This is a genomic window from Vibrio lentus (assembly GCF_002875945.1).
GTDB classification, from domain to species: Bacteria; Pseudomonadota; Gammaproteobacteria; order Enterobacterales; family Vibrionaceae; genus Vibrio; species Vibrio apostichopi.
Map to the genome: position 1 here is coordinate 59,739 of NZ_MCZK01000167.1, position 21,796 is coordinate 81,534.

The following is a 21,796-nucleotide window of genomic DNA, read 5'->3' on the forward strand; positions in this document are numbered from 1 at the left end:
ATTCTAAGAACTCTCGATACTCTCTATATAATCATAGACGGAATTGTTCGCCTAGATAAACTTGTTTAACTTGTTCGTTATTGAGAACATCTTCAGGAGTACCCTCTGCAATCAGGTGTCCTTGGCTCACAATGTAAGCTTTTTCACACACGTCTAATGTTTCGCGCACGTTGTGGTCGGTAATCAAAACGCCTAAGCCGCGATCGCGCAGGTGAACAATGATTTTTTTGATATCAATAACCGAGATTGGGTCAACACCAGCAAACGGTTCATCCAATAGAATAAACTGAGGATTGGCTGCAAGTGCGCGGGCAATCTCAACACGGCGGCGCTCACCACCCGACAGAGCCATACCATTACTGGTTCGGATATGTTGGATATGGAACTCTTCAAGCAGGTCTTCTAGCTTATCCTGACGCTGTTCGTGAGTCAGCTCATCACGGGTTTGTAAAACGGCCATGATGTTGTTCTCAACTGACAACTTACGGAAAATCGACGCTTCTTGAGGCAGGTAACCAATTCCAAGGCGTGAACGACTGTGCATTGGCAAGATACTGATATCGAGATCATCAATGCTGATAGTGCCTTCATCACGCGCAACTAAGCCAACAATCATATAGAAAGACGTGGTTTTACCTGCGCCGTTGGGCCCAAGTAATCCTACGATCTGGCCGGACTCTACCTGTAAGCTTACGTCGGTCACGACTTTACGCTTGCTGTATGTTTTCGCTAGGTTCTTTGCTGTAAGGACTGCCATGATTACTTGTTCACTTCAGTAGGTTGTAAAACCGTTGATACACGTTTGTTCTCACCACTGTCAGCGACTAATTTTTGAGAGCCGATCTGGTAAGTGATCTTAGAACCACGAATGATGCTGCCATCTTGAGATAGCATGGCATTCTTAGTCATGATCAATCTGTCAGCAACAAGCTGGTAATGTAAGTCGTCAGCTTCGCCGTAGAGTGTCTTCCCGTCGTCAGTAAGCTGAGAGAAGGTTGCAGGTTTGCCGAAGCCTTGAATTTCTTCAATTTCACCGTTGACCGCGTTTCGAGTAACAATCACTTTATCAGCATTGATATTGATGCTGCCCTGCTTAAGAACAACATCGCCGATGAATGTGACTTTGTTGCTTTTCATATCCAGCTGCTGACTGTCGGAATCAATGTAGACAGGCTGCTCGCTATCCGAAGATAGGGCGTATACGCTTGGCGCAGCAAAGGCAAAAGCAAGTAAACTAAGGGGTAAGAGTTTCATATCTACCTTGAACAGAATTAAAGAGGGTTGCATTGTTGGTACCGAAGTTACCCTTCATTGCTTGTCCCTCAGTTTCAAAAAATGTACCGATCATATGGACCGGAGTCTCTGAATAAAAATCTCGGCTAGTGAGCTCAACAACCATTTTATCGGTTGTCATGGTATCGAAGCTCGCCTCTGGCAATAGGTTCTTGGCTACCACGTTATCATAAAAAGTAACGACTTGATTTTCATCCATGATCGCGCGATCTGCGGTCACTTGCCATTCAATCGTATGTCCTTCGCGGAAAACAGAGAGAACGGGGTTTTGAAAATGTGTATCGCCAACAACGGAGTAGTGCTCCAAGTAGGTTGATTCAACCTGATAGCTACGAATACCGCTTTCGTCATAACTGATGTTATCTAAACTTTTGCCACTAAAAGCCGGCAGCTCTAAATTTGGAGCTACTTGTATCGTTGATTGTTGCTCTTTGTCGAACAAGTAATAGGTCGACCAAGAAGCAATAAATATGAGTATTAAATAGATAATACGAGTAAAACTCATATGCTTAAACCTTTATGCATGTCGAGTTCATTTCTTGCTTGTAGGATAAGGTCGCACACTTCGCGCACTGCACCATGACCACCTTTAATGGTTGTCACGTAATTCGCTCGTCTAGCAAGCAGTGGGTGACCATCTGCCACACATACCTTCAAGCCAACTTTTTCCATCACTGGCCAATCGATCAGATCGTCACCGATGTAACCCGTATTGATTGGGTCTACAGAAAGCTTATCGCAAATATCTTGGTAGGCTTTAACTTTATCATCTTGACCTTGGTAGATAAGTTTAATACCAAGAGCCGTCATACGGTTCTCAACAATTTGAGATTTACGGCCGGTGATGATCGCGATTTCAATGCCTGCGTTCATCAGTGATTTAATGCCGTAACCATCACGAGTGTGGAAGGTTTTCAGCTCTTCGCCGTTGTTACCCATGTAGATGCGACCATCTGAGAATACACCATCGACATCGCAAATCAGTAGCTTGATATCTTTTGCCAATTCAAATACGGCTGCGTCGGCTGTGCCGTATAAGGTTTCTACTGTGTTTGTCATTACATTACTCCTGCTTTGAGTAAGTCATGCATATTTAGGGCGCCAACTAGCTTACCTTCATGGCATAACATCAAACCATTAATGCTTTTTGCTTGCATCAGATTTAAGCCTTCAACCGCGAGCATGTTTGGTTCGGCAACGGTTGGGTTTTGTGTCATTACATCGCCGATCTGCGTGCTATGAATATCCACGCGCTTATCTAGAATACGACGTAAATCACCGTCGGTAAAAATACCCGCCATTTGACCGTCATCACCAACAACCGCGGTCATACCAAGACCTTTCTGCGATATCTCTAGTAGAGCATCTCTGACTAGGGCGTTAGGTGCAACGACAGGAAGTGCATCACCAGTGTGCATGATGTCTTCAAGCTTCAATAATAGTTGTCGACCCAAAGCGCCGCCAGGGTGAGACAAAGCAAAATCTTGCGCAGTAAAGCCTCTGGCTTGTAAAAGTGCGACGGCTAATGCATCACCCATCACCAAGGTAGCCGTAGTACTGGTTGTTGGCGCAAGACCAAGTGGACACGCTTCTTCTGGTACTGATATTTGTAAATGAATATTGGATAACGTCGCCATGTTTGAAGCTGGCTTACCGGTCATGCTGATGATCTTGATGTTCAAGCGCTTCAATACCGGAAATAGGCTCAGGATTTCACCTGATTCACCCGAATTAGATATCGCTATTACAACATCGCCAGCCCCGATCATACCTAAATCACCGTGCGCGGCTTCCCCTGGATGTACGAAGAAAGCCGATGTACCTGTACTTGCTAACGTTGCTGCTATTTTGTTGCCGATGTGGCCAGATTTCCCCATGCCCATCACAACTACTTTTCCTTTGTTGTTTAGGATAAGGTCACAAGCTTTGCAAAAATCATCATTAAAATATTGGTCCAATTGAGTAAGACCTGCAACTTCGGTTTCCAAAACTTGCTTTGCAACACTGCGATAATCGAATGACTGAGACATCAAATACTCCAAGTACGGGAAGTTAAATCAATAATTAAGCTGACATGTTCATTAGTAGGTAACTTTGATACGCCACAAACGTCACAATCAATACGCCACCTTCAATACGATTCACACTACGAGATTTACCGAGTGCCATTACAACAAGCAGTAGGGATACGCCTAGCATTACCCAGAAATCACGACCCATCGCAAATTCACTCAATATTGATGGATTTAAGATGCCCGGAATACCCATAACCGCAAGTATGTTGAATACGTTTGAACCGATGATATTACCCACGGCCATGTCATCTTCACCTTTCATTACACCTGCAAGAGAGGCTGCAAGTTCAGGTAGGCTGGTGCCAACGGCAATGATAGTTAAACCGATCACAAGGTCGCTCATGCCAAAGAACTTCGCGATAACAACCGCGTTATCAACCAGCATATTGGCAGCTAGAGGCAGAATAATTAGACCAACTACAACCCACATTGCGGCTTTAGGGTTGCTTACGCCTTCAGGAACTTCAGATTCTTGCTCTTCAAGAAAGGCATCGCCATTCTTTTTCTCGCTGCGGCTGATTTGTAGCATTGCGAATAAGAATGCGGCAAAAAGAACAAACAACAACACGCCTTCGTAGAACCCTAAATGGTTGTCCCACAGCAAAGCGCCTGCAAGTAGAGTGACACCAATCATCAATGGTAGTTCACGGCGAATCACACCAGAGCTGATAGATAGTGGCTTGATAAGCGCTGTAATACCTAGAATCAGAGCGATGTTAGCGATGTTAGAACCTAAAACGTTACCAACTGCAGTATCTGTTTTTCCGTCGAGAGCAGCTGTTGCTGAAACCATCATTTCTGGCGCAGAAGATCCCATTGCAAGAATCGTCATACCGATAACTAAAGGTGAAATACCGAAGTTGCGTGCAAGAGCAGCGGCTCCATAAACCAGTTTATCTGCACTCCACACCAAAAAACCTAGACCGATAATGAGAAACGCAATCGCTTCAAGCATGATGATTCCTAAAAATTAATAAAAAACGGAGAATTAACCGCTAATTTTGACTTGTTGATAGATAAAAGGGAAGTCACTCTACAAATTAATTCAGGGTTAGTGATAAAGAAATGCACTCGAAAGGTGAATTTTTCAATGCTTTCAAATCCCTGCCTGTCTTTTTGTTTTATGTAATTAATCGAACAGTGCTTTTAATTCTAAAGTAGACTCATTATTATTACAGCCATAATTGATGTTTTTTAGAGCAAGGAAACAACAGGTCATGTTGAATACTGAGCTTGTGAAGGTTAAAAACCTCAGCTTCTCTCGAGGCGAGCGAGTTATCTTTGATGACATTAGCTTAGAGGTACCTCAAGGCAAAATTACTGCGATCATGGGGCCGTCTGGGATTGGTAAAACCACCTTACTTCGTTTGATTGGTGGTCAACTGCCTCCAGATGCTGGGGAAGTGTGGTTTGATGGCGATAATATTCCAGCGTTGTCGCGTCGTAAGTTATACCAAGCCCGTAAAAAAATGAGCATGCTTTTCCAATCGGGTGCACTTTTTACGGATCTCAATGTCTTTGATAACGTGGCATTTCCCCTTCGTGAGCATACTGAGCTTAACGAGAAATTCATTCGCACCGTTGTTTTGCTTAAACTTGAAGCGGTAGGGTTGCGTGGTGCGGCTCAATTGATGCCGAGTGAGTTATCCGGCGGGATGGCAAGGCGAGCGGCTTTGGCTCGTGCGATTGCTTTGGATCCAGAGCTCATCATGTACGATGAACCGTTTGTTGGCCAAGACCCAATCACTATGGGTGTTTTGGTTGAGCTTATCCGTAACCTCAATCAAGCCTTGGGTTTGACCTCGATTGTTGTTTCTCACGATGTTCCAGAAGTGATGAGTATTGCGGATTGGGTTTACCTCATGGCTGATAGCAAAATCATTGCTGCGGGAACTCCTGAAGAGTTGTACAACAATGACGACCCGAGAGTGCAGCAATTCTTGCAGGGTGATGCGGATGGCCCAGTGCCGTTTAGGTTCCCGGCAAAGAGTCTAGAAAAGGATTTGTTTTAATATGATTGCGAAAACTATTGCGGGTGTCGGTAAACGAACACTTGCGATCTGTGAGTCATTTGGTCGAGCAAGCCTGATGTTATTTGGCGCTTTGTTTGGCATCCCGAAACTAAAAAACTTCCCTTTATTAGTTAAACAACTTTATAGCGTTGGCGTTCAGTCATTGGCTATTATTTTAGTTTCGGGTCTATTCATCGGCATGGTACTCAGCCTACAAGGTTATGTCGTATTAATTGATTACGGCGCTGAGGGTAATCTTGGTCAAATGGTCGCGTTGTCGTTGCTTCGTGAACTCGGTCCAGTGGTCACGGCACTTTTATTTGCCGGACGTGCTGGTTCAGCATTGACTGCGGAAATTGGCTTAATGAAGGCGACGGAACAGATCTCTAGCCTTGAAATGATGGCGGTCGATCCTCTTAAACGCATTATTGCACCACGACTTTGGGCTGGGCTTATCTCAATGCCTTTACTTGCTATGATCTTTATGGCGGTAGGTATCTGGGGCGGCCAACTAGTGGGTGTTGATTGGAAAGGTATTGACCACGGTAGTTTCTGGTCTGCGATGCAGTCTTCTGTTGAGCTGGGTCGAGATATTGGCAACAGCATGATCAAATGTATGGTCTTCGCTATCACCGTAACGTGGATCGCGCTTTTCAATGGTTATGATGCGGTACCGACCTCTGAAGGTATTAGTCAGGCAACCACACGCACAGTAGTGCACTCTTCTCTAGCGGTATTAGGGCTAGATTTTGTTCTTACCGCATTGATGTTTGGGAATTAATCATGCAACAAACTCGAAAATTAGAATTATGGGTCGGCACCTTTGTTATTGCCGGAATTTGCGCAATCTTAATCATGATCTTTCAAGTCGCTGACGTAAAAGGTCTAGGTTCAAACCATACTTACAACTTAAAAGCGACCTTTGACAACATTGGTAGCCTGAAAGTTCGCTCTCCGGTAAAGGTGGGTGGCGTGGTTGTTGGCCGAGTTCAGAGTATTCAGCTTGATACCGAAAGTTATCTCCCTGTGGTTGAACTGGCTATTGATGCGAAGTACTCACAATTTCCTGATACCTCTAGTGCTCAAATCTTAACGTCTGGTTTAATTGGTGAGCAATACATCAGCCTTGTTCCGGGCTTCATTTTTGAAGATGAAGAGATGTTGGTTGATGGTGACTCGATTGAAGACACCAAATCAGCATTAGTGCTCGAAGATTTGATTGGCCAAGTGCTGTATAGCGTTGGCGGTTCTGATGATAATGAAGCTAAGGAGTAGTCTCATGTTAAAGACGAATAGCCTATTGAAAAAATGGTTTATAACAGCGGTTGCTTTGCTGATGTCGGCTCAAGTTCTTGCTGAAGAATCGATTGATCGCACTCAGCCTTATCAGATGATGACTCAAGTTGCAGAAGTGTCTTTTGAACGCCTGAAGAACGAGCAAGAGAACATCCACAATGATCCTGAATTATTGAAGGTTATTGTAGAAGAAGAATTGATGCCTTATGTGAACGCTCAATATGCGGCACTTAAGTTGTTAGGGCCTAACCTGAAAGGCGCGGACAGAAAAGACGTACGCGTATTTATCGATGCATTCCGCAAGTACCTCGTTTCTTCTTATGCTCAAGTACTTACTCAGTACTCGGATCAGACAATTCAATTTGGACCTGAACCAAAAATCAAAGCGGATAGCCGTATTACCAGTATCAAGGTCGATATCATTGATTCGCCGCGACCTAACATCAAGCTTGAATTTAAGCTGCGCAAAGACAAGAAGTCGGGCGAGTGGAAAGCATTTGATATGGTTGCTGAAGGCATTAGCTTGCTTTCAAGTAAGCAGTCAGAATGGAATACTAAGATTCGTCAAGAAGGCATCTTACAAGTTGCCGACGAACTAGAAAAACTAGCTGCACAACCGATTCGTTTCGAGAGTAACAAATAATGAGCCATTCTCAATGGCAAGCACTAAGCTCTAAAGAGTATCAACTGCTCGGTGATATCGACCGAGACAGTGTCCCTGCAATCTGGCGTATATTGGAAAAGTGGCAAACGACGGAATCAGACGTTGAAATTGACCTTAGCCATATAAATCGAGTCGATTCAGCAGGAATGGTGATGCTAATTCACTTATTAGAGCATGCAAAAAATCAAAACTGTCATATAATGCTCAGTTTCGTGCCAGAACAATTACGAACGTTGTTCCAATTGAGCAATATCCAGCCAATGATGGCAGAACACATAAAAAATTAGGCAGGAGCTATTTGTGGACAGCACAAAAGTACAAGAATTATTAGCAGAAGCACTGAACCTTCAGGAGATTTTCGTGAAGGGTGAAGGCAGTCATTACGAAGTTGTTGCGGTTGATGCATGTTTTGATGGCATGAATCGAGTTAAGAAGCAGCAGCTAATCTACGGCCCACTAATGGAATACATTCAACGCAATGACATCCATGCTCTTTCTATTAAGGCTTTCACGCCAGAAGAGTGGGAACGTGATAAGAAACTGATGTCACTTTAAGGTTTATGATGGAAAAGTTTCGAGTTATTGGATCGGATAAGCCGTTAAGCGGTGAAGTGACGATCTCAGGCGCAAAAAATGCAGCGCTACCTATTTTATTCGCATCAATCCTTGCTGAAGAGCCGGTTGAAGTGAGTAATGTTCCTCACCTACGTGACATCGATACTACGATGGAATTGCTTAAGCGTTTAGGCGCAAAAGTATCACGCAACGGTAGTGTTCATGTTGATGGCAGCGAAATTAATGAATTTTGTGCGCCTTACGATTTAGTGAAAACAATGCGTGCTTCTATCTGGGCTTTAGGTCCTCTAGTTGCTCGTTTTGGTGAAGGCCAAGTGTCACTTCCTGGTGGTTGTGCTATTGGTGCTCGACCTGTTGATTTGCATATCCATGGCCTAGAGCAACTAGGTGCGACCATTAAATTGGAAGATGGTTATGTAAAAGCAAGTGTTGATGGCCGTCTGAAAGGCGCGCATATCGTGATGGATAAAGTAAGCGTTGGCGCTACGATTACTATCATGTGTGCAGCAACATTAGCTGAAGGTACAACAGTATTAGATAACTCAGCGCGCGAGCCTGAGATTGTTGATACGGCTGATTTCCTAAACAAGCTAGGTGCTAAGATCTCTGGTGCAGGTACAGACACGATTACTATCGAAGGCGTTGAGCGTCTTGGTGGTGGTCATCACTCTGTGGTTGCCGATCGCATTGAAACAGGTACGTTCCTTGTAGCGGCTGCGGTTTCTGGCGGTAAAGTTGTTTGTCGTAATACCAACGCTCATCTTCTTGAAGCAGCTTTAGCTAAGCTTGAAGAAGCGGGTGCGAAGATTGAAACGGGCGACGACTGGATCAGTCTTGATATGACAGAGCGTGAGCTAAAAGCGGTGAAAATCGTAACAGCACCTCATCCTGGCTTCCCAACAGACATGCAAGCTCAGTTTACTCTGCTTAACATGATGGCGAAGGGCAGTGGTGTTATCACTGAGACTATCTTTGAAAACCGCTTTATGCACATTCCTGAATTACAGCGAATGGGTGCAAAAGCTGAGATCGAAGGTAATACCGCTATCTGTGGTGAAACCGAAAAATTGAGCGGCGCTCAAGTAATGGCAACGGATCTTCGTGCATCTGCGAGCCTTGTTATTGCTGGTTGTATTGCTCAAGGTGAAACCATCGTTGACCGTATTTATCACATCGATCGTGGCTACGATAAGATTGAAGATAAGCTTTCAGCCTTAGGCGCAAACATTACGCGATTTCGTGAATCGAGCTAACTTAGGTTAGTGAGTTCATGAATCAGTAAGATAAAAACACAAAAGTCGGAACCTTGGTTTCGGCTTTTTTATAGTTGTATTTACCGCTAGTGACTCTGTTGTACACCTTAGTGTGAGTCGATAAATGAGCTTTGCGGTTGGTGAGGAACAAAATGATAGCAATATTACGTATTTTCGCATTGGCGATATTTGCGATTCTTATGTTTGTATTTGGGTGTGGTTACTGTCTACTTAGTCCGCGTAATCCGAAGCACGTATTTACCTTTGGCCGCTATTTCGGTCGTATGTCGAAGATCTTCGGCATGAAACTAGAACTTCGTATCCCGGAAGATGCTTACTCTCGTGGCCAACACGTTTATGTTGCGAACCACCAAAATAGCTGGGATCTATTCACGATTTCATCAGCGGTAACACCTAAGGTTGTTACTGTTGGTAAGAAGAGCCTAGCGTGGATGCCTCTTTTTGGTCAGTTGTACTGGCTGACGGGTAATATCCTAATCGACCGAGCTAACCGCAGCAAAGCGGTAGGTACGATCGATCAAGTGGTTACTAGCCTTAAAGAGAGTGATGTTTCAGTATGGATGTTCCCTGAAGGCACTCGTTCTCGTGGCCGTGGCTTGTTGCCATTTAAGACGGGTGCTTTCCATGCTGCTATTGGTGCTGGTTTACCTATTATTCCTATCGTGTGTAGCTCAACTGGTGGCGTGAAGCTGAACCGTTGGAACAATGGTCATGTGATTGTTGAAATGCTGCCACCAATCAGCACTGAAGACTACGATAAGTCTAATGTTCGCCAACTCGCTAACCTAGCCCGTGAGCAAATGGCCGCTAAACTTGAAGAGTTAGATAAAGAAGTGGTTGAGCTTAATAAGAAGTAATCATTTAAGCTAAACGACAGACAATAAAAAAGGTTGCCAATTGGGCAACCTTTTTTGTTTCTGATAAACACTCAGCATTACGCTAAGTCGTTTATTAGAAGGTGTTTAATCTAGAGATTAAAACCTATTTGCGAACCGCAATAGCTTCAATCTCGATACCTACATCTTTTGGCAGACGTGCTACTTCAACACATGAACGTGCAGGGTAGTTTGCAACGCCGTGCTCATCAAAGAATTTACCGTAAACTTCGTTTACTGTGCCGAAGTCGTTTAGGTCTTTAACGAATACCGTTAGTTTTACGATGTCTTTTACAGTCAGGCCAGAAGCTTCAACAACCGCTTGAACGTTGTCTAGAGATTGGCGAGCTTGCTCTGCGATATCAGCAGATACTTCACCAGTTACTGGGTTTACTGGGATTTGACCAGAAGTCAGAACCATGTTGCCAAGGTCAACACCTTGTACATATGGGCCGATTGCAGCTGGAGCAGATTCTGTGTGAAGTACTTTAGTCATTGGTTATTCCGTCAGTTATTAGATAAAAAGCGATTTTCAGTGTGCCTTCAAACTTAGGATAGGTAAAGAGCAAAATACCCCGCACAGGCGAGGTATTGAATAGTTTTTGCGTTCGATCGGCGTTGCCGTATGACGTTATCTTTCTGTCACGATCTCACGAGAGAAGACTTTTTCGCAGTACTTACACTTCAATCGAATATCTTCTTTCTTTTCAAAGATCTTAAAGCTGCTTTCAACTGGCTCGTTGTGAGTAATGCAGTTGGTATTTGGACACTCAAACACATCGTTGATTTGCTCAGGAAGTTCCAATGCTAGCTTCTTAACCACTTCGTAATCTTCGATTTGGTTTACCGTTGCGTGAGGAGCGTAAAGCGCTAGCTTGCTCGCTTGTTCTTCGGTGACGAACACATTCTCAATCTTGAGTAGGTCTTTTCCACCTAGTGCAGAAGACGGTAGGTTTAGGCCAATTGTCACTCGTTGATTCGAGTTATGCATGTCGAACAGTTTGAGTACTTTGATCCCGATGTTGGCTGGGATGTGGTCGATAACCGTTCCGTTTTTGATTGCTTCAACTTTTAATTGAGTCTCTTTAGACATGATATCTCTCCTCTACAGCGTTTCGTTAAGAACAAGGGCTAGCAGTGCTTCACGCGCGTAAACACCGTTCTCTGCTTGCTGGAAGTAGTAAGCGTAAGGCGTTTTATCGACATCAATTGTAATTTCGTCAACGCGAGGCAGAGGATGTAGAACCTTTAGGTTATCACGTGCATTTTCCAGCATAGGAGCAGTCAGGATGTACGCTGATTTAATGTGCGCGTATTCCGATTCATCAAAACGTTCTTTCTGAACTCGAGTCATGTACAGAATATCCAGCTCAGGAATCACATCTTCCATGTCTGTCAGTAGTTGGTACTTGATACCCGCTTCATCCAGCTCTTCACAAATGTAGTCAGGCATCGCCAGTGCTTCTGGAGCAACGAAGTAGAAACAGATATTGTCGAACTTCGCTAGTGCTTGAGTCAACGAGTGAACCGTACGGCCGTACTTAAGGTCACCAACGAATGCAACGTTTAGGTTATCTAAACGGCCTTGAGTTTCGGCAATAGAGAATAGGTCTAATAGTGTTTGTGTTGGGTGTTGGTTTGCACCGTCGCCCGCGTTAATCACGGGTACACCGTTAGAGAACTCAGAAGCCAGACGCGCTGCGCCTTCTTGAGGGTGGCGCATTACGTAAGCATCAACGTATGAAGAGATAACCTGTACTGAATCCGCTAGCGTTTCGCCTTTCTTCGCCAGTGACGTGTTACCACCGCTGTCGAAACCAATCACATCACCACCGATGCGTTGAATAGCCGTTTCAAAAGAGAGACGAGTTCGTGTTGAAGGTTCGAAGAAGCAGCTTGCAACAACTTTGTTCTTGATGAGTTCTGGGTTTGGTTCAGCTTTGAGTTGACCTGCCGTTTGAACAATTAATTCTAGCTCTTCACGAGAAAGCTCTGGAATTGAGATGATGTGCTTTTGATAGAGCGAATTCGCCATGATCTTCTTCCCCACAATAATGTATTGGCCATAAAAAAGCCCCCCATAATGGGAGGCTTTAAAAAAGTGCTGAAAAGCAGAATAGACGGCCTGGCAAGCATGCTAGCTTGCGAGCAATATTTGGTGTTTTCACAATTTTATTATGTGTTTTCACAATATCATTATGTTTTATCACAACATTGCTTGGCGTCATTTTCACTACTCTCAGACAAATTGTCGAGAATTATACGCTTTCAATTTGTGAGCGCAAGCGATTACATCAAGCTTTTGTTTACTTTCATTATTCTCTATTGGCCAAGTGTCGCGACCATTACCGCTTTGATGGTGTGCATGCGATTCTCTGCTTCATCAAACACAATCGAGTAGTCAGACTCAAACACTTCGTCTGTTACTTCTAAGCCGTTCATTCCATATTTGTCTGCGACTTGCTGGCCGATTACGGTTTCATTGTTGTGGAAAGCCGGCAGGCAATGCATGAACTTCACTTGAGGGTTACCTGTAAGCTTTATGACATCCATATTCACTTGGTAAGGTGTCATTACAGTCACACGTTCGTCCCAAGCTTCTGGCGCTTCACCCATAGAAACCCAAACATCGGTGTAAAGGAAATCACAGCTTTTCACGCCTTCGGCAACGTCTTCTGTCAGCGTGATTTTTGCACCTGTAGTTTGTGCAATAGCTTGGCACTCTTCCACAAGTTGTTCTTCTGGCCAGAACGCTTTAGGCGCGACAAGACGAATATCCATGCCCATTTTAGCTGCACCCACTAACAGAGAGTTACCCATGTTGTTACGTGCATCGCCTAGGTAAGCAAAACTGATTTGATGCAGATGTTTACCGCGACCATGTTCGATCATAGTAAGGAAATCAGCCAAGATCTGAGTAGGGTGGAACTCATCGGTTAGACCATTCCAAACCGGTACACCCGCATAAGCGCCAAGATCTTCGACAATACTCTGGCCAAAACCACGATATTCAATACCATCGTACATACGACCTAATACACGCGCTGTATCTTTCATTGATTCTTTCTGACCAATCTGAGAGCCAGAAGGACCGAGGTAAGAGACTTGAGCACCTTGATCAAAGGCGGCTACCTCAAAAGCACAACGTGTTCGAGTTGATGCTTTTTCAAAGATCAAAGCGATGTTTTTGCCATTGAGCTTCTTCTGCTCTGTACCTGCATACTTTGCTTTTTTTAGATCGGCAGACAGGTCGAGTAAAAACTGAATCTCTTTAGGAGTAAAGTCGAGAAGTTTTAGAAAGTTACGATTGCGAAGATTAAAGGCCATCTCTCGCTCCTTGGGTATATAGAATCAATGAAGAACTTAGTTAAACATAAAAATGCTATATTTGTGAATATTTATTTTATTAATTTAATAAAAAAGGCCAGTACAATGGTACTGGCCTAGATAAGTTAGTGTGTTCGCTTTATTGAGTTTTGTGGCTTAGATACCGTCTCTTTCTATAGGGCAGCTCATACAACGAGCGCCACCACGACCGCGACCCAGTTCATTGCCTGGAATTGTCAGAACTTCGATGCCTGCTTTGTCGTATTTCTCATTGGTGTAAACATTACGCTCATAACCGATAACCGTACCCGGTTTCACCGTCAGTACGTTGTTAGCGTCATTCCACTGCTCACGTTCAGCTTCGTAGTTATCACCACCAGTTGTGATGATCTTCAGTTGATCGAGGTCCAGTGCACCTTCAATCGCTGTTAGGTAGTTTTCAGCTTTCTCTACTCGCATTTCGCCATTTTCTTTCGGCGTTAAGCGCCAAGTATCTAGGTCTTTACGAACGATCTCTGGATAGACTGAGAATGTGTCGATATCCATGTGCGTCATGACCGTATCAAGGTGCATACAAGAGCGGTGCTTCGGTAAATCAATCGCAATCACTTCTTTAGCTTGACCGGATTTGAATAAACTCGCCGCTAGGTTTTCAACACCTTGTGGCTTAGTACGCTCTGAGATACCGATAAGAACAGCGCCTTTACCGATAACCAGTACATCTCCACCTTCGATATTGGCGTTGTCGTAGTGAAGATCTTCATCACCGAAATACTTAATGAAATCTTGGCCGGCGAATACAGGGTGCCAGCGGTATATCGCTCGCAAGTGATTCGTTTCTCGTTGGCGAGCAGGCATCATCATAGGGTTAAGAGAGACGCCTCCATAAACCCAGCAAGAAGTGTCACGGGTAAATAGATGGTTAGGTAGCGGCTCAATAACGAAATCAAGTGGGCGGTGCATCTTCGGTAACATTGAAGAAGATTTAATAGGAAGCTCAGAGTAGGCTAAACCACCAAGTAGGATCGTAGCCAAGTGCTCATTGTCCATTTGAGCAAGGTACTCTCTTAAATCACGTGCGAATGTAGGGCCGTAACGGAAATCAGAGATTTGAGTATTAAGCAGCCACTCACGAGCTTGAGCCACAGCAAGCGTTTCAACCAGTAGGTCATGCAGTAATAACACTTCAACGTCTTGGTTACGAAGTGTCGTCGCAAAGGCATCGTGTTCCTCACCTGCCGCTTCTACTGCAAGTACATCATCAAAGAGTAGCTCATGACAGTTAGAAGGGGTGAGGTGGGTGAGTGCCCTTTCAGGCCTATTTAGGAGAACTCGTCTTAATTGACCGACTTCGGAGCCAACGTACAGCTTACTCATTTTGCATCCTTACTATTAATCCAGCGTCTATTTATGACAAGCTTGTTCGTAATATGCAAGTTTTGAAACTTGTGTAAAGGTTATGTTATTTTGATATTTTTGGTTTTAAATACTGAGTTATTTAGGTTTAGTGATATTAAAATCCAATCGAAAGGCTGAGTTCTGAAACAAACTTTTTGCGGATCTATGCTCAAATTTCAGTGATTCGATAATCCACTTTGCTTGGTGAACATGATTTTTCATTCAAAATTTATGCAGTTATTTACTTTTAAGTGCGGTTTTATGCACCACTCAAGTGATCTACCGTATGCATCTGATATGACTAACCACTCAATTTTGAAGGAGTAAGGCTAAAAGTAACAATAAAAATGAAATGCTAAAACACACGATAGTTAATAATATGTTGAAAATTTGTTTCTGTGATTTTGATTTCACTTTTTAATTGATATCCCTTCTGTTATCTAGCGATAAACTTACTCTTCTACGCCTGATCTAGGTGGCTTTTCTAGGCGATCCGTGCCATATTTCGTGGCAATCAAATTTGATCTTTTCATAGTCAACACTCTGGAGCAGACACATGTCTCACGAAGATGAATATCTATCAGTAGCGGAATTAATTGAATTTCAAAAAGGAGAGACTCGCGACATCATTGAAGCACTAATCGAAGATGGTAGCGATCCTGAAGCTCTATACGATATCGAGCATCACCTATTCGCTGAAGATTTCGCAGTACTTGAGAAAGCCGTTGTTGAAGCATTCAAAATGGGCTTTGAAGTGCTTGAAGCTGAAGAGACAGAAGACGAAGATGGCAACAAGCTACTTTGTTGTGATGCAACGATGCAGTGTACTCTGAACGCAGAAGCGATTGATGAGCAAGTTGAAAAGCTTGTAAATCTTGCAGAGAAGTTTGACATTATCTACGACGGTTGGGGCACTTACTACGAAGGTGAAGATGCTATCTACCCTGACGAAGATGATGAAGACGAAGAGTAATCTCTCCCAGTTTTAAAGAATGCCAGCCTTGAGCTGGCATTTTTTTGTCCTCAGAAAAATAAATGTCTTTATATGCATTCATTCATTATAATGCGGTCAAAATTGATCTAGCTCAAGGAATGACATGCGGCTACCTCTCGATGGTCTTTGGCAAATTTCGCCACTGACGGATCTCTCAATCCCACAAGATGACATTACCTTTCCTGCTCCGTTAAGCTCTAAACTCCCTGATAACCTGAGTGAAGAGGAAATCGCAGAGCAAGAGTGGCACCTGATGCATGACATCGAAGTGGATGATGCCATGTTGGCGTGCCCATTTGTTGAGTTAGTTGTCGCAGGCGTTGACTACTTTGCCGAAGTACGACTCAATGGCGTTGCCGTGTTTGACTGTGATGGTAGCGAAGCCGAATATCGTAAAGACATCCGCCCTTATATGCAGCTTGGCCGAAATCGTTTTGAGATCCTTTTCCTTGAAGAAGAGGAAAGCCTGTTGCTTGAAGAGGATATGGATGACTCTGTACCTTCAGCAGCCATTGCTAAATCAGATTCACGTATTGGGATTTGGCATGCACCGTATTTGCAGTTTGTTCGCAATGTGAAGCTTGAACAAGTCGTCACCGAGCAAATCTGGCACCACGGTGGTGGTTGTGAGTTTAAAGTGGATGTTATCTATCAAACGCTAAAGGCGGGGTTAGTATCGGCATCCATCAAGTTTAATGGTATGACTCTCGTAATGCCGATCGATGTACGCGCTGAACATACTGGCGTCGTGTTCCAGGTCGAAGCTCCGATCATTTTTGATATTGAGAATCCTAACCCTAAGCATCTATACTCATTAGAAGTGGTACTTGATGGGCAAGAAGAGAGTTCTTTTGTTGCCTTGAACCCAACTTCTTGCGTCAGTAACTTTTTACGCTAATTCATAATATTTTAGCGCTACCTTCTTTCGCTATAGCGGCGCATTCTGCTTATAACGACTTGGCCATGACAACTTCACAAGCGTCATGGCCTGTTTCTCCCCAGGCTGAATCAAGGTGTTCAAAGCCCAATTTTTCGTAAAGTTTAACGGCGGCATTAAGACATTCGGTTGTTTCTAAATACATATGTTGATAACCCAGCTTCTTAGCTTTCTCCATCGACATATTAACCAGCTTCTTCGCTAAGCCTTTGCCTCTGGTTTCTGGCAAGAAGTACATCTTTTGCAGTTCACAGACTTCTGGCATACCCGCTAATGGTGCAAATCCACCACCACCGACGACCTTTCCATCAAGTTCAACTACCCAATACTGAGACCTTTCATTGTTATAAACACTGAACATGTCTTCTAAGGTGGGATCAGCCACACCATAACCTTTATCTTCAGTTAGCCCGTTCTCATAAGAGACTTGGCGAATCACATTGGCCACTGCGGTGTTGTCCTGCTGTTGTAGAGGACGAACCACTACATCGATTGAAGCGCGGCTTTGCTGCAGCGCTTTAAGGTAGTGCTCAATTCCCCCCGAAACTTGTTGAGTTTCTGCTTCCGTTAAACGCTCAAGTATCGAGTCATAAAATTGATTCTGTTGACTGTGAAGTTTAGCAAGAGTGTTTATCCCTTGCTCTGTTACTGAAGCCACAACACTGCGCTTATCGTTGGGGTGTGGCGAGGTTTGAATTAGTGAGTTCTTCGCTAGATTGTTGACTGCTCTGCTGGCGTTGGACTTATCAATATTGAGCTTATCCGCTAATTGATTCACGGTTAATGGCTGCTGTTCTAGTTCAATCAGCGTATGAGCTTGAATCGGAGGTAGGGCAATATCACCACAATCTTTGTCGAGCATTCCAAGCTGTCGAACGAGCTGACGTGATAATTCTCTAAGTTGTGCTGAAGTCATGTTGTCTCTCAATATGGTTGCGATGTACAACTATAATTTAAGTGCGCATCGCAACTATGTCAACAGTAAACTCTCTAGGTTAAGCATGTTGGTGTAAACAAAACAGTGGTTGTACTGCTTTGCTTTCTGCTTTTCGTAACCACACTTTCTCATGGAAATAGTAAGCCACAGTATTCAAAGCGGGTTCTAACGTTGCCATCACACCACCAACAAAGGCGTCGCCAGTCAATAAGTAGACAACGGTAAAGGCAACACTAAAGTGGATAGTCGCGAAGCTTGCTGTTTTTAATTTAGTCATCCACTGACGAGCTTTAAGCGCTGGAACTTGAGCCCATGCTTTTTCATGAAAATAGAAAGCAACAGTATTCACAGAGGGCTCAATCATGGCGATTAAGCTACCAATTAAGATGTCGCCTGTTAGTACGTAAGCGACACTAAATGCGATAGTAAAATGTAATGCAGCAAAGGTTAGTGTCTTTTTCATGATAATTACTCAGTCGTTGTGTTGTTTCGATAGAGCTATTATTGAGAATTATTATCATTAAATCTAATGGGAAGGAGAGATTAATTTGATAGATGAAACCTATCAATAAATAAGTGACTGACGATAGGACTTGGAGTGAGAGGCATAAAAAAAGGTTGGTCACGAAGACCAACCTTTCTATTTAGAGCGAGAAGTTCGAAGCCTTCTCGTTCAATCAGTTTTAAAGCGCAGCGATAGTCGCTTTTTGCTCTTCTAGCTTAACAAGAGTTTCTTGGTAGCCTTCAAGCTTTTCACGCTCTTTCGCGATAACCGCTTCAGGTGCTTTAGCAACGAAACCTTCGTTACCTAGCTTACCTTCGATACGCTTAATCTCACCGTGAGTCTTCGCTACTTCTTTATCTAGACGAGCAAGCTCAGCGTCTTTGTCGATAAGACCAGCCATTGGGATCATCAGCTCAGATTTGCCAACCAGTTTGGTTGCACAAGCTGGAGTCGCTTCGCCGTCTGCTAGAACTTTAATATCGTCTAGCTTAGCTAGAGAAGTAAGAACGATCTTGTTTGCTTCGATACGAGCTGCATCTTTCTCATCAGCGACTTTGATCATTACTTCTAAGCCTTGGCTTGGTGCAATGTCGTATTCCGCACGTAGGTTACGGATAGCTGTGATGAAAGTTTTAACCCATTCGATGTCGTCAACGATCTCAGCATTGAAGTTAGCTTCATTAAACTGAGGTAGCGCTTGAGTCATGATTGTCTCGCCTTCAACGCCGTCTACTAGCGGCTTAACGCTTTGCCAGATAGATTCAGTGATGTAAGGAAGAACAGGGTGAGCAAGACGTAGAGTCTTCTCAAGAACCGTAATAAGCGTGTAACGAGTCGCTTGTTGTTGAGCTTCAGTACCCTTCCAAAGAACAGGTTTAGTTAGCTCTAGGTACCAGTCACAGAATTGGTTCCAGATGAATTCGTAAAGCGTGTTTGCCGCCATGTCTAGACGGTAGTTGTCTAGGTGAGCGTTAAACTCTTTCGCAGCAACTTCAAACTGAGATTCAATCCACTTATCAGCTAGAGAGAATTCCATATTTGCACGGTCTTCTACAGACAGTGACATACCACAATCGTGCTCTTCTGTATTCATCAGTACGTAACGGCTTGCGTTCCATAGCTTGTTACAGAAGTTACGGTAACCTTCAAGACGCTTCATGTCCCAGTTGATGTCACGGCCAGTTGAAGCCATAGCAGCAAGAGTGAAACGTAACGCATCAGTACCGTATGGTTCGATACCATCTTCGAAAGTTTTACGTGTTGCTTTCTCGATCTTAGCAGCCAGTTTAGGTTGCATCATGTTGCCACAACGCTTCTCTACTAGCTCTTCAAGGCCGATGCCGTCAATCATATCGATTGGATCAAGTACGTTACCTTTCGACTTAGACATCTTGTCGCCGTTTTCATCACGGATAAGACCCGTCATGTAAACTGTTTTGAAAGGTACTTGAGCTTTGCCATCTTCGTCTTTCACGAAGTGCATGGTCATCATGATCATACGAGCAACCCAGAAGAAGATAATATCAAAACCAGATACTAGTACTTCTGATGGGTGGAATGTTTTCATTGCTTCAGTATCTTCAGGCCAGCCTTGTGTGCCGAACGTCCAAAGTGCAGAAGAGAACCAGGTATCAAGAACGTCGTTGTCTTGCTTAAGAACAATTACCGGTGAAAGGTTGTTCTTTTCACGAACTTCTTCTTCAGTGCGACCTACGTAAACTTTACCATCGTTGTCGTACCATGCTGGGATACGGTGACCCCACCAAAGTTGACGAGAGATACACCAGTCTTGCACGTCACGCATCCACGCGAAGTACATGTTTTCGTACTGCTTAGGTACGAATTGGATCTCACCATCTTCAACGGCTTTAACAGCAGGAGCAGCAAGAGGTGCTGTACGCACGTACCATTGGTCAGTCAGCATTGGTTCGATAACCACACCACCACGGTCACCGTAAGGAACGGTTAGATCGTGGTCTTTGATTTCTTCAAGTAGGCCTAGCTCTTCAAATTCAGCAACCGTTGCACGACGAGCTGCAAAGCGTTCCATACCTTGGTATTTAGCTGGAAGCTCTGTTGAGTACACATCGCTTTCTTCACCGTTCGTTGTGAAGATTTCTGCCGCATCACGGATATCACCGTTGAACGTTAGGATGTTGATCATTGGTAGGCTATGGCGCTTGCCCACTTCGTAATCGTTAAAGTCATGAGCTGGCGTGATTTTCACACAACCCGTGCCTTTATCCATGTCAGCGTGCTCATCACCTACGATAGGGATAAGACGATTAACGATAGGAAGCAGGATTTCTTTACCGATAAGATCTTTGTAGCGAGGATCTTCTGGGTTAACCGCAACGCCTGTATCACCAAGCATGGTTTCAGGACGCGTAGTCGCAACGACGATGTAGTCTTTGCCGTCAGCGGTTTTAACACCGTTCGCTAGTGGGTAGCGGAAGTGCCACATGAAACCTTTTTTGTCTTTGTTTTCAACTTCAAGATCAGAAATTGCAGTGTGCAGTTTAGGATCCCAGTTTACTAGACGCTTACCACGGTAGATTAGGTCTTCTTCGTATAGACGAACAAATACTTCTTGAGTCGCTGCCGATAGGCCGTCATCCATAGTGAATCGCTCACGATCCCAATCTACAGAAGCACCCAGACGACGAAGTTGTTGAGTGATCGTGCCGCCTGATTCGCCTTTCCATTCCCAGATCTTGTCGATGAAAGCTTCACGGCCGTAGTCGTGTTTTGTTTTGCCTTCTTCAGCAGCGATCTTACGTTCAACAACCATTTGAGTTGCGATACCAGCGTGGTCAGTACCCACTTGCCAAAGCGTATTTTTGCCTTTCATACGTTGAGCACGGATAAGCGTATCCATGATCGTATCTTGGAACGCGTGACCCATGTGTAGGCTACCAGTGACGTTCGGTGGCGGGATCATGATGCTGTAAGCTTCTTTTGATGTGTCACCGTGTGGCTTAAAGTAGCCTTTCTCTTCCCAAGTCTTATACAGAGCTTGTTCGATTGATGTTGGGTTGTATGTCTTTTCCATAGTGCTCTTAAACGGATACTGTGAATGGTTAATCGTGGTCAAACTTCATAAGTGAAGCTTCTTGAATCTAAATCCAAAGATAGCTTTAACTATGAGGTTTGACTATGGATGTTGAATCTCGATAGTTTGTAGCTGATATCCAGCCTGACGGTAAATTTTATACCTTTCTCGAGCGAGTTGCTTAGGTTTTTCTTCGCAAGGAACGAAGTCTATCACCTGAGCAAAGGCGTTCGCAAAGGTTGTATGATTATCGGCCAGATTTATTACCAATTGGCGGTTCCAATTAGGTTTGACTCCTTGATGGCCTATTTCAATATTCGTTGAATATTTTGGACCTTCGCCAACCAAGTTGTGCGCGATAAATTCAGTAGGCTCTACCTGCCAAAAAACTTCAGCGATACGCTCAGCATGATCTTTATCGTTACAGTTGAGATAAAGTTTAGCGCCTTGTTTTGCAAAATGCTGCGCAAGAAACAACACATAGTGAGCAAAACCTTCTTCGCTGGCTTGCGGGCTGTCTGGAGACACAATGTAAAACGTAGCAGTCTGCATATTTAACACTCGAACTGAAAATCGTGGAT

General features: G+C 43.9%; 25 protein-coding genes. 10 read left to right on the forward strand and 15 right to left on the reverse strand.

Features of this window, described 5'->3' with window-relative positions:
- Positions 1 to 31 precede the first annotated feature (31 nt).
- Genes lptB through BCT49_RS21930 form a run of 6 tightly spaced genes read right to left on the reverse strand, consistent with a single transcriptional unit; the run spans position 32 to position 4,323 of the window.
- Positions 32 to 757, reverse strand: coding sequence for an LPS export ABC transporter ATP-binding protein (gene lptB / locus BCT49_RS21905; protein WP_017107768.1), 726 nt, complete (start codon positions 755 to 757; stop codon positions 32 to 34).
- Between the two features lie 2 nt (positions 758 to 759).
- Entirely contained in the window at positions 760 to 1,254 is a 495-nt protein-coding gene (gene lptA / locus BCT49_RS21910; protein WP_017107769.1) for a lipopolysaccharide transport periplasmic protein LptA, read from the reverse strand.
- Positions 1,235 to 1,798 (reverse strand): LPS export ABC transporter periplasmic protein LptC, encoded by a 564-nt coding sequence (lptC, locus tag BCT49_RS21915; protein WP_017107770.1) that lies wholly within the window; start codon positions 1,796 to 1,798, stop codon positions 1,235 to 1,237. The genes lptA and lptC overlap by 20 nt, the downstream gene beginning before the upstream one ends.
- Positions 1,795 to 2,352: a 3-deoxy-manno-octulosonate-8-phosphatase KdsC gene (kdsC, locus tag BCT49_RS21920; protein WP_017107771.1), complete on the reverse strand. Its 558-nt coding sequence runs from the start codon at positions 2,350 to 2,352 to the stop codon at positions 1,795 to 1,797. Before kdsC ends, lptC begins: the two co-directional genes overlap by 4 nt.
- A complete protein-coding gene (locus BCT49_RS21925; RefSeq protein WP_102438150.1) occupies positions 2,352 to 3,323 on the reverse strand; it encodes a KpsF/GutQ family sugar-phosphate isomerase in 972 nt (323 codons plus the stop codon). The genes kdsC and BCT49_RS21925 overlap by 1 nt, the downstream gene beginning before the upstream one ends.
- A gap of 34 nt (positions 3,324 to 3,357) precedes the next feature.
- Positions 3,358 to 4,323, reverse strand: coding sequence for a calcium/sodium antiporter (locus BCT49_RS21930; protein WP_102438152.1), 966 nt, complete (start codon positions 4,321 to 4,323; stop codon positions 3,358 to 3,360).
- Between the two features lie 262 nt (positions 4,324 to 4,585).
- On the opposite strand from BCT49_RS21930, the gene mlaF reads away from it, so the two are divergent.
- The 8 genes from mlaF (at position 4,586) to BCT49_RS21970 (ending at position 10,047) form a co-directional block, all read left to right on the forward strand.
- Positions 4,586 to 5,380: a phospholipid ABC transporter ATP-binding protein MlaF gene (gene mlaF / locus BCT49_RS21935; protein ID WP_102438154.1), complete on the forward strand. Its 795-nt coding sequence runs from the start codon at positions 4,586 to 4,588 to the stop codon at positions 5,378 to 5,380.
- 1 nt (position 5,381) lies between these two features.
- The gene (gene mlaE, locus BCT49_RS21940; protein ID WP_102438156.1) at positions 5,382 to 6,161 is read left to right on the forward strand and encodes a lipid asymmetry maintenance ABC transporter permease subunit MlaE; all 780 of its coding nucleotides are present in this window, start codon (positions 5,382 to 5,384) and stop codon (positions 6,159 to 6,161) included.
- Between the two features lie 2 nt (positions 6,162 to 6,163).
- Entirely contained in the window at positions 6,164 to 6,655 is a 492-nt protein-coding gene (gene mlaD, locus BCT49_RS21945; RefSeq protein WP_102438158.1) for an outer membrane lipid asymmetry maintenance protein MlaD, read from the forward strand.
- A 61-nt stretch (positions 6,656 to 6,716) separates the two neighbouring features.
- Positions 6,717 to 7,319, forward strand: coding sequence for an ABC transporter substrate-binding protein (locus BCT49_RS21950; RefSeq protein ID WP_372165985.1), 603 nt, complete (start codon positions 6,717 to 6,719; stop codon positions 7,317 to 7,319).
- On the forward strand, positions 7,319 to 7,627 hold the full coding sequence (locus BCT49_RS21955; protein ID WP_102438160.1) for an STAS domain-containing protein: 309 nt from the start codon (positions 7,319 to 7,321) through the stop codon (positions 7,625 to 7,627). The genes BCT49_RS21950 and BCT49_RS21955 overlap by 1 nt, the downstream gene beginning before the upstream one ends.
- A gap of 13 nt (positions 7,628 to 7,640) precedes the next feature.
- The gene (gene ibaG, locus BCT49_RS21960; RefSeq protein ID WP_010435028.1) at positions 7,641 to 7,895 is read left to right on the forward strand and encodes a BolA family iron metabolism protein IbaG; all 255 of its coding nucleotides are present in this window, start codon (positions 7,641 to 7,643) and stop codon (positions 7,893 to 7,895) included.
- 8 nt (positions 7,896 to 7,903) lie between these two features.
- Complete coding sequence (murA, locus tag BCT49_RS21965; RefSeq protein WP_102438162.1) at positions 7,904 to 9,169, forward strand: UDP-N-acetylglucosamine 1-carboxyvinyltransferase; 1,266 nt, start codon at positions 7,904 to 7,906, stop codon at positions 9,167 to 9,169.
- 152 nt (positions 9,170 to 9,321) lie between these two features.
- Positions 9,322 to 10,047, forward strand: coding sequence for a 1-acylglycerol-3-phosphate O-acyltransferase (locus BCT49_RS21970; RefSeq protein ID WP_102438164.1), 726 nt, complete (start codon positions 9,322 to 9,324; stop codon positions 10,045 to 10,047).
- A gap of 124 nt (positions 10,048 to 10,171) precedes the next feature.
- Here BCT49_RS21970 and BCT49_RS21975 read toward each other — a convergent pair whose 3' ends face one another.
- From BCT49_RS21975 to arcA, 5 genes are all read right to left on the reverse strand, one after another.
- A complete protein-coding gene (locus tag BCT49_RS21975) occupies positions 10,172 to 10,561 on the reverse strand; it encodes a RidA family protein (RefSeq protein WP_102438166.1) in 390 nt (129 codons plus the stop codon).
- Positions 10,562 to 10,696: 135 nt separating this feature from the next.
- Positions 10,697 to 11,158, reverse strand: a complete 462-nt coding sequence (gene pyrI, locus BCT49_RS21980; RefSeq protein WP_102438168.1) for an aspartate carbamoyltransferase regulatory subunit — start codon at positions 11,156 to 11,158, stop codon at positions 10,697 to 10,699.
- A gap of 12 nt (positions 11,159 to 11,170) precedes the next feature.
- The gene (gene pyrB / locus BCT49_RS21985) at positions 11,171 to 12,100 is read right to left on the reverse strand and encodes an aspartate carbamoyltransferase (protein ID WP_102438170.1); all 930 of its coding nucleotides are present in this window, start codon (positions 12,098 to 12,100) and stop codon (positions 11,171 to 11,173) included.
- 287 nt (positions 12,101 to 12,387) lie between these two features.
- The gene (locus tag BCT49_RS21990; protein WP_102438172.1) at positions 12,388 to 13,392 is read right to left on the reverse strand and encodes an ornithine carbamoyltransferase; all 1,005 of its coding nucleotides are present in this window, start codon (positions 13,390 to 13,392) and stop codon (positions 12,388 to 12,390) included.
- A 156-nt stretch (positions 13,393 to 13,548) separates the two neighbouring features.
- Positions 13,549 to 14,769 (reverse strand): arginine deiminase, encoded by a 1,221-nt coding sequence (gene arcA / locus BCT49_RS21995; RefSeq protein ID WP_009847726.1) that lies wholly within the window; start codon positions 14,767 to 14,769, stop codon positions 13,549 to 13,551.
- Positions 14,770 to 15,346: 577 nt separating this feature from the next.
- Here arcA and rraB point away from each other — a divergent pair.
- A complete protein-coding gene (gene rraB / locus BCT49_RS22000; protein WP_004735324.1) occupies positions 15,347 to 15,763 on the forward strand; it encodes a ribonuclease E inhibitor RraB in 417 nt (138 codons plus the stop codon).
- A 124-nt stretch (positions 15,764 to 15,887) separates the two neighbouring features.
- The gene (locus BCT49_RS22005) at positions 15,888 to 16,682 is read left to right on the forward strand and encodes a glycosyl hydrolase 2 galactose-binding domain-containing protein (RefSeq protein ID WP_102438174.1); all 795 of its coding nucleotides are present in this window, start codon (positions 15,888 to 15,890) and stop codon (positions 16,680 to 16,682) included.
- Between the two features lie 49 nt (positions 16,683 to 16,731).
- Here BCT49_RS22005 and BCT49_RS22010 read toward each other — a convergent pair whose 3' ends face one another.
- The 4 genes from BCT49_RS22010 to BCT49_RS22025 form a co-directional block, all read right to left on the reverse strand.
- On the reverse strand, positions 16,732 to 17,637 hold the full coding sequence (locus BCT49_RS22010) for a bifunctional helix-turn-helix transcriptional regulator/GNAT family N-acetyltransferase (protein WP_102438176.1): 906 nt from the start codon (positions 17,635 to 17,637) through the stop codon (positions 16,732 to 16,734).
- Between the two features lie 79 nt (positions 17,638 to 17,716).
- A complete protein-coding gene (locus BCT49_RS22015) occupies positions 17,717 to 18,121 on the reverse strand; it encodes a DUF2061 domain-containing protein (RefSeq protein WP_102438178.1) in 405 nt (134 codons plus the stop codon).
- Positions 18,122 to 18,341: 220 nt separating this feature from the next.
- On the reverse strand, positions 18,342 to 21,215 hold the full coding sequence (locus BCT49_RS22020) for a valine--tRNA ligase (protein WP_004735333.1): 2,874 nt from the start codon (positions 21,213 to 21,215) through the stop codon (positions 18,342 to 18,344).
- Between the two features lie 102 nt (positions 21,216 to 21,317).
- Entirely contained in the window at positions 21,318 to 21,767 is a 450-nt protein-coding gene (locus BCT49_RS22025) for a DNA polymerase III subunit chi (RefSeq protein WP_017107785.1), read from the reverse strand.
- Between the last annotated feature and the right edge of the window lie 29 nt (positions 21,768 to 21,796).

What these genes read in the sequence shown, in the direction of transcription:
- lptB (WP_017107768.1), bottom strand. Translation starts at nt 757, where the DNA reads ATGGCAGTCCTTACAGCAAAGAACCTAGCGAAAACATACAGCAAGCGT.
- lptA (WP_017107769.1), bottom strand. Translation starts at nt 1,254, where the DNA reads ATGAAACTCTTACCCCTTAGTTTACTTGCTTTTGCCTTTGCTGCGCCA.
- lptC (WP_017107770.1), bottom strand. Translation starts at nt 1,798, where the DNA reads ATGAGTTTTACTCGTATTATCTATTTAATACTCATATTTATTGCTTCT.
- kdsC (WP_017107771.1), bottom strand. Translation starts at nt 2,352, where the DNA reads ATGACAAACACAGTAGAAACCTTATACGGCACAGCCGACGCAGCCGTA.
- BCT49_RS21925 (WP_102438150.1), bottom strand. Translation starts at nt 3,323, where the DNA reads ATGTCTCAGTCATTCGATTATCGCAGTGTTGCAAAGCAAGTTTTGGAA.
- BCT49_RS21930 (WP_102438152.1), bottom strand. Translation starts at nt 4,323, where the DNA reads ATGCTTGAAGCGATTGCGTTTCTCATTATCGGTCTAGGTTTTTTGGTG.
- mlaF (WP_102438154.1), top strand. Translation starts at nt 4,586, where the DNA reads ATGTTGAATACTGAGCTTGTGAAGGTTAAAAACCTCAGCTTCTCTCGA.
- mlaE (WP_102438156.1), top strand. Translation starts at nt 5,382, where the DNA reads ATGATTGCGAAAACTATTGCGGGTGTCGGTAAACGAACACTTGCGATC.
- mlaD (WP_102438158.1), top strand. Translation starts at nt 6,164, where the DNA reads ATGCAACAAACTCGAAAATTAGAATTATGGGTCGGCACCTTTGTTATT.
- BCT49_RS21950 (WP_372165985.1), top strand. Translation starts at nt 6,717, where the DNA reads ATGTCGGCTCAAGTTCTTGCTGAAGAATCGATTGATCGCACTCAGCCT.
- BCT49_RS21955 (WP_102438160.1), top strand. Translation starts at nt 7,319, where the DNA reads ATGAGCCATTCTCAATGGCAAGCACTAAGCTCTAAAGAGTATCAACTG.
- murA (WP_102438162.1), top strand. Translation starts at nt 7,904, where the DNA reads ATGGAAAAGTTTCGAGTTATTGGATCGGATAAGCCGTTAAGCGGTGAA.
- BCT49_RS21970 (WP_102438164.1), top strand. Translation starts at nt 9,322, where the DNA reads ATGATAGCAATATTACGTATTTTCGCATTGGCGATATTTGCGATTCTT.
- BCT49_RS21975 (WP_102438166.1), bottom strand. Translation starts at nt 10,561, where the DNA reads ATGACTAAAGTACTTCACACAGAATCTGCTCCAGCTGCAATCGGCCCA.
- pyrI (WP_102438168.1), bottom strand. Translation starts at nt 11,158, where the DNA reads ATGTCTAAAGAGACTCAATTAAAAGTTGAAGCAATCAAAAACGGAACG.
- pyrB (WP_102438170.1), bottom strand. Translation starts at nt 12,100, where the DNA reads ATGGCGAATTCGCTCTATCAAAAGCACATCATCTCAATTCCAGAGCTT.
- BCT49_RS21990 (WP_102438172.1), bottom strand. Translation starts at nt 13,392, where the DNA reads ATGGCCTTTAATCTTCGCAATCGTAACTTTCTAAAACTTCTCGACTTT.
- arcA (WP_009847726.1), bottom strand. Translation starts at nt 14,769, where the DNA reads ATGAGTAAGCTGTACGTTGGCTCCGAAGTCGGTCAATTAAGACGAGTT.
- rraB (WP_004735324.1), top strand. Translation starts at nt 15,347, where the DNA reads ATGTCTCACGAAGATGAATATCTATCAGTAGCGGAATTAATTGAATTT.
- BCT49_RS22005 (WP_102438174.1), top strand. Translation starts at nt 15,888, where the DNA reads ATGCGGCTACCTCTCGATGGTCTTTGGCAAATTTCGCCACTGACGGAT.
- BCT49_RS22010 (WP_102438176.1), bottom strand. Translation starts at nt 17,637, where the DNA reads ATGACTTCAGCACAACTTAGAGAATTATCACGTCAGCTCGTTCGACAG.
- BCT49_RS22015 (WP_102438178.1), bottom strand. Translation starts at nt 18,121, where the DNA reads ATGAAAAAGACACTAACCTTTGCTGCATTACATTTTACTATCGCATTT.
- BCT49_RS22020 (WP_004735333.1), bottom strand. Translation starts at nt 21,215, where the DNA reads ATGGAAAAGACATACAACCCAACATCAATCGAACAAGCTCTGTATAAG.
- BCT49_RS22025 (WP_017107785.1), bottom strand. Translation starts at nt 21,767, where the DNA reads ATGCAGACTGCTACGTTTTACATTGTGTCTCCAGACAGCCCGCAAGCC.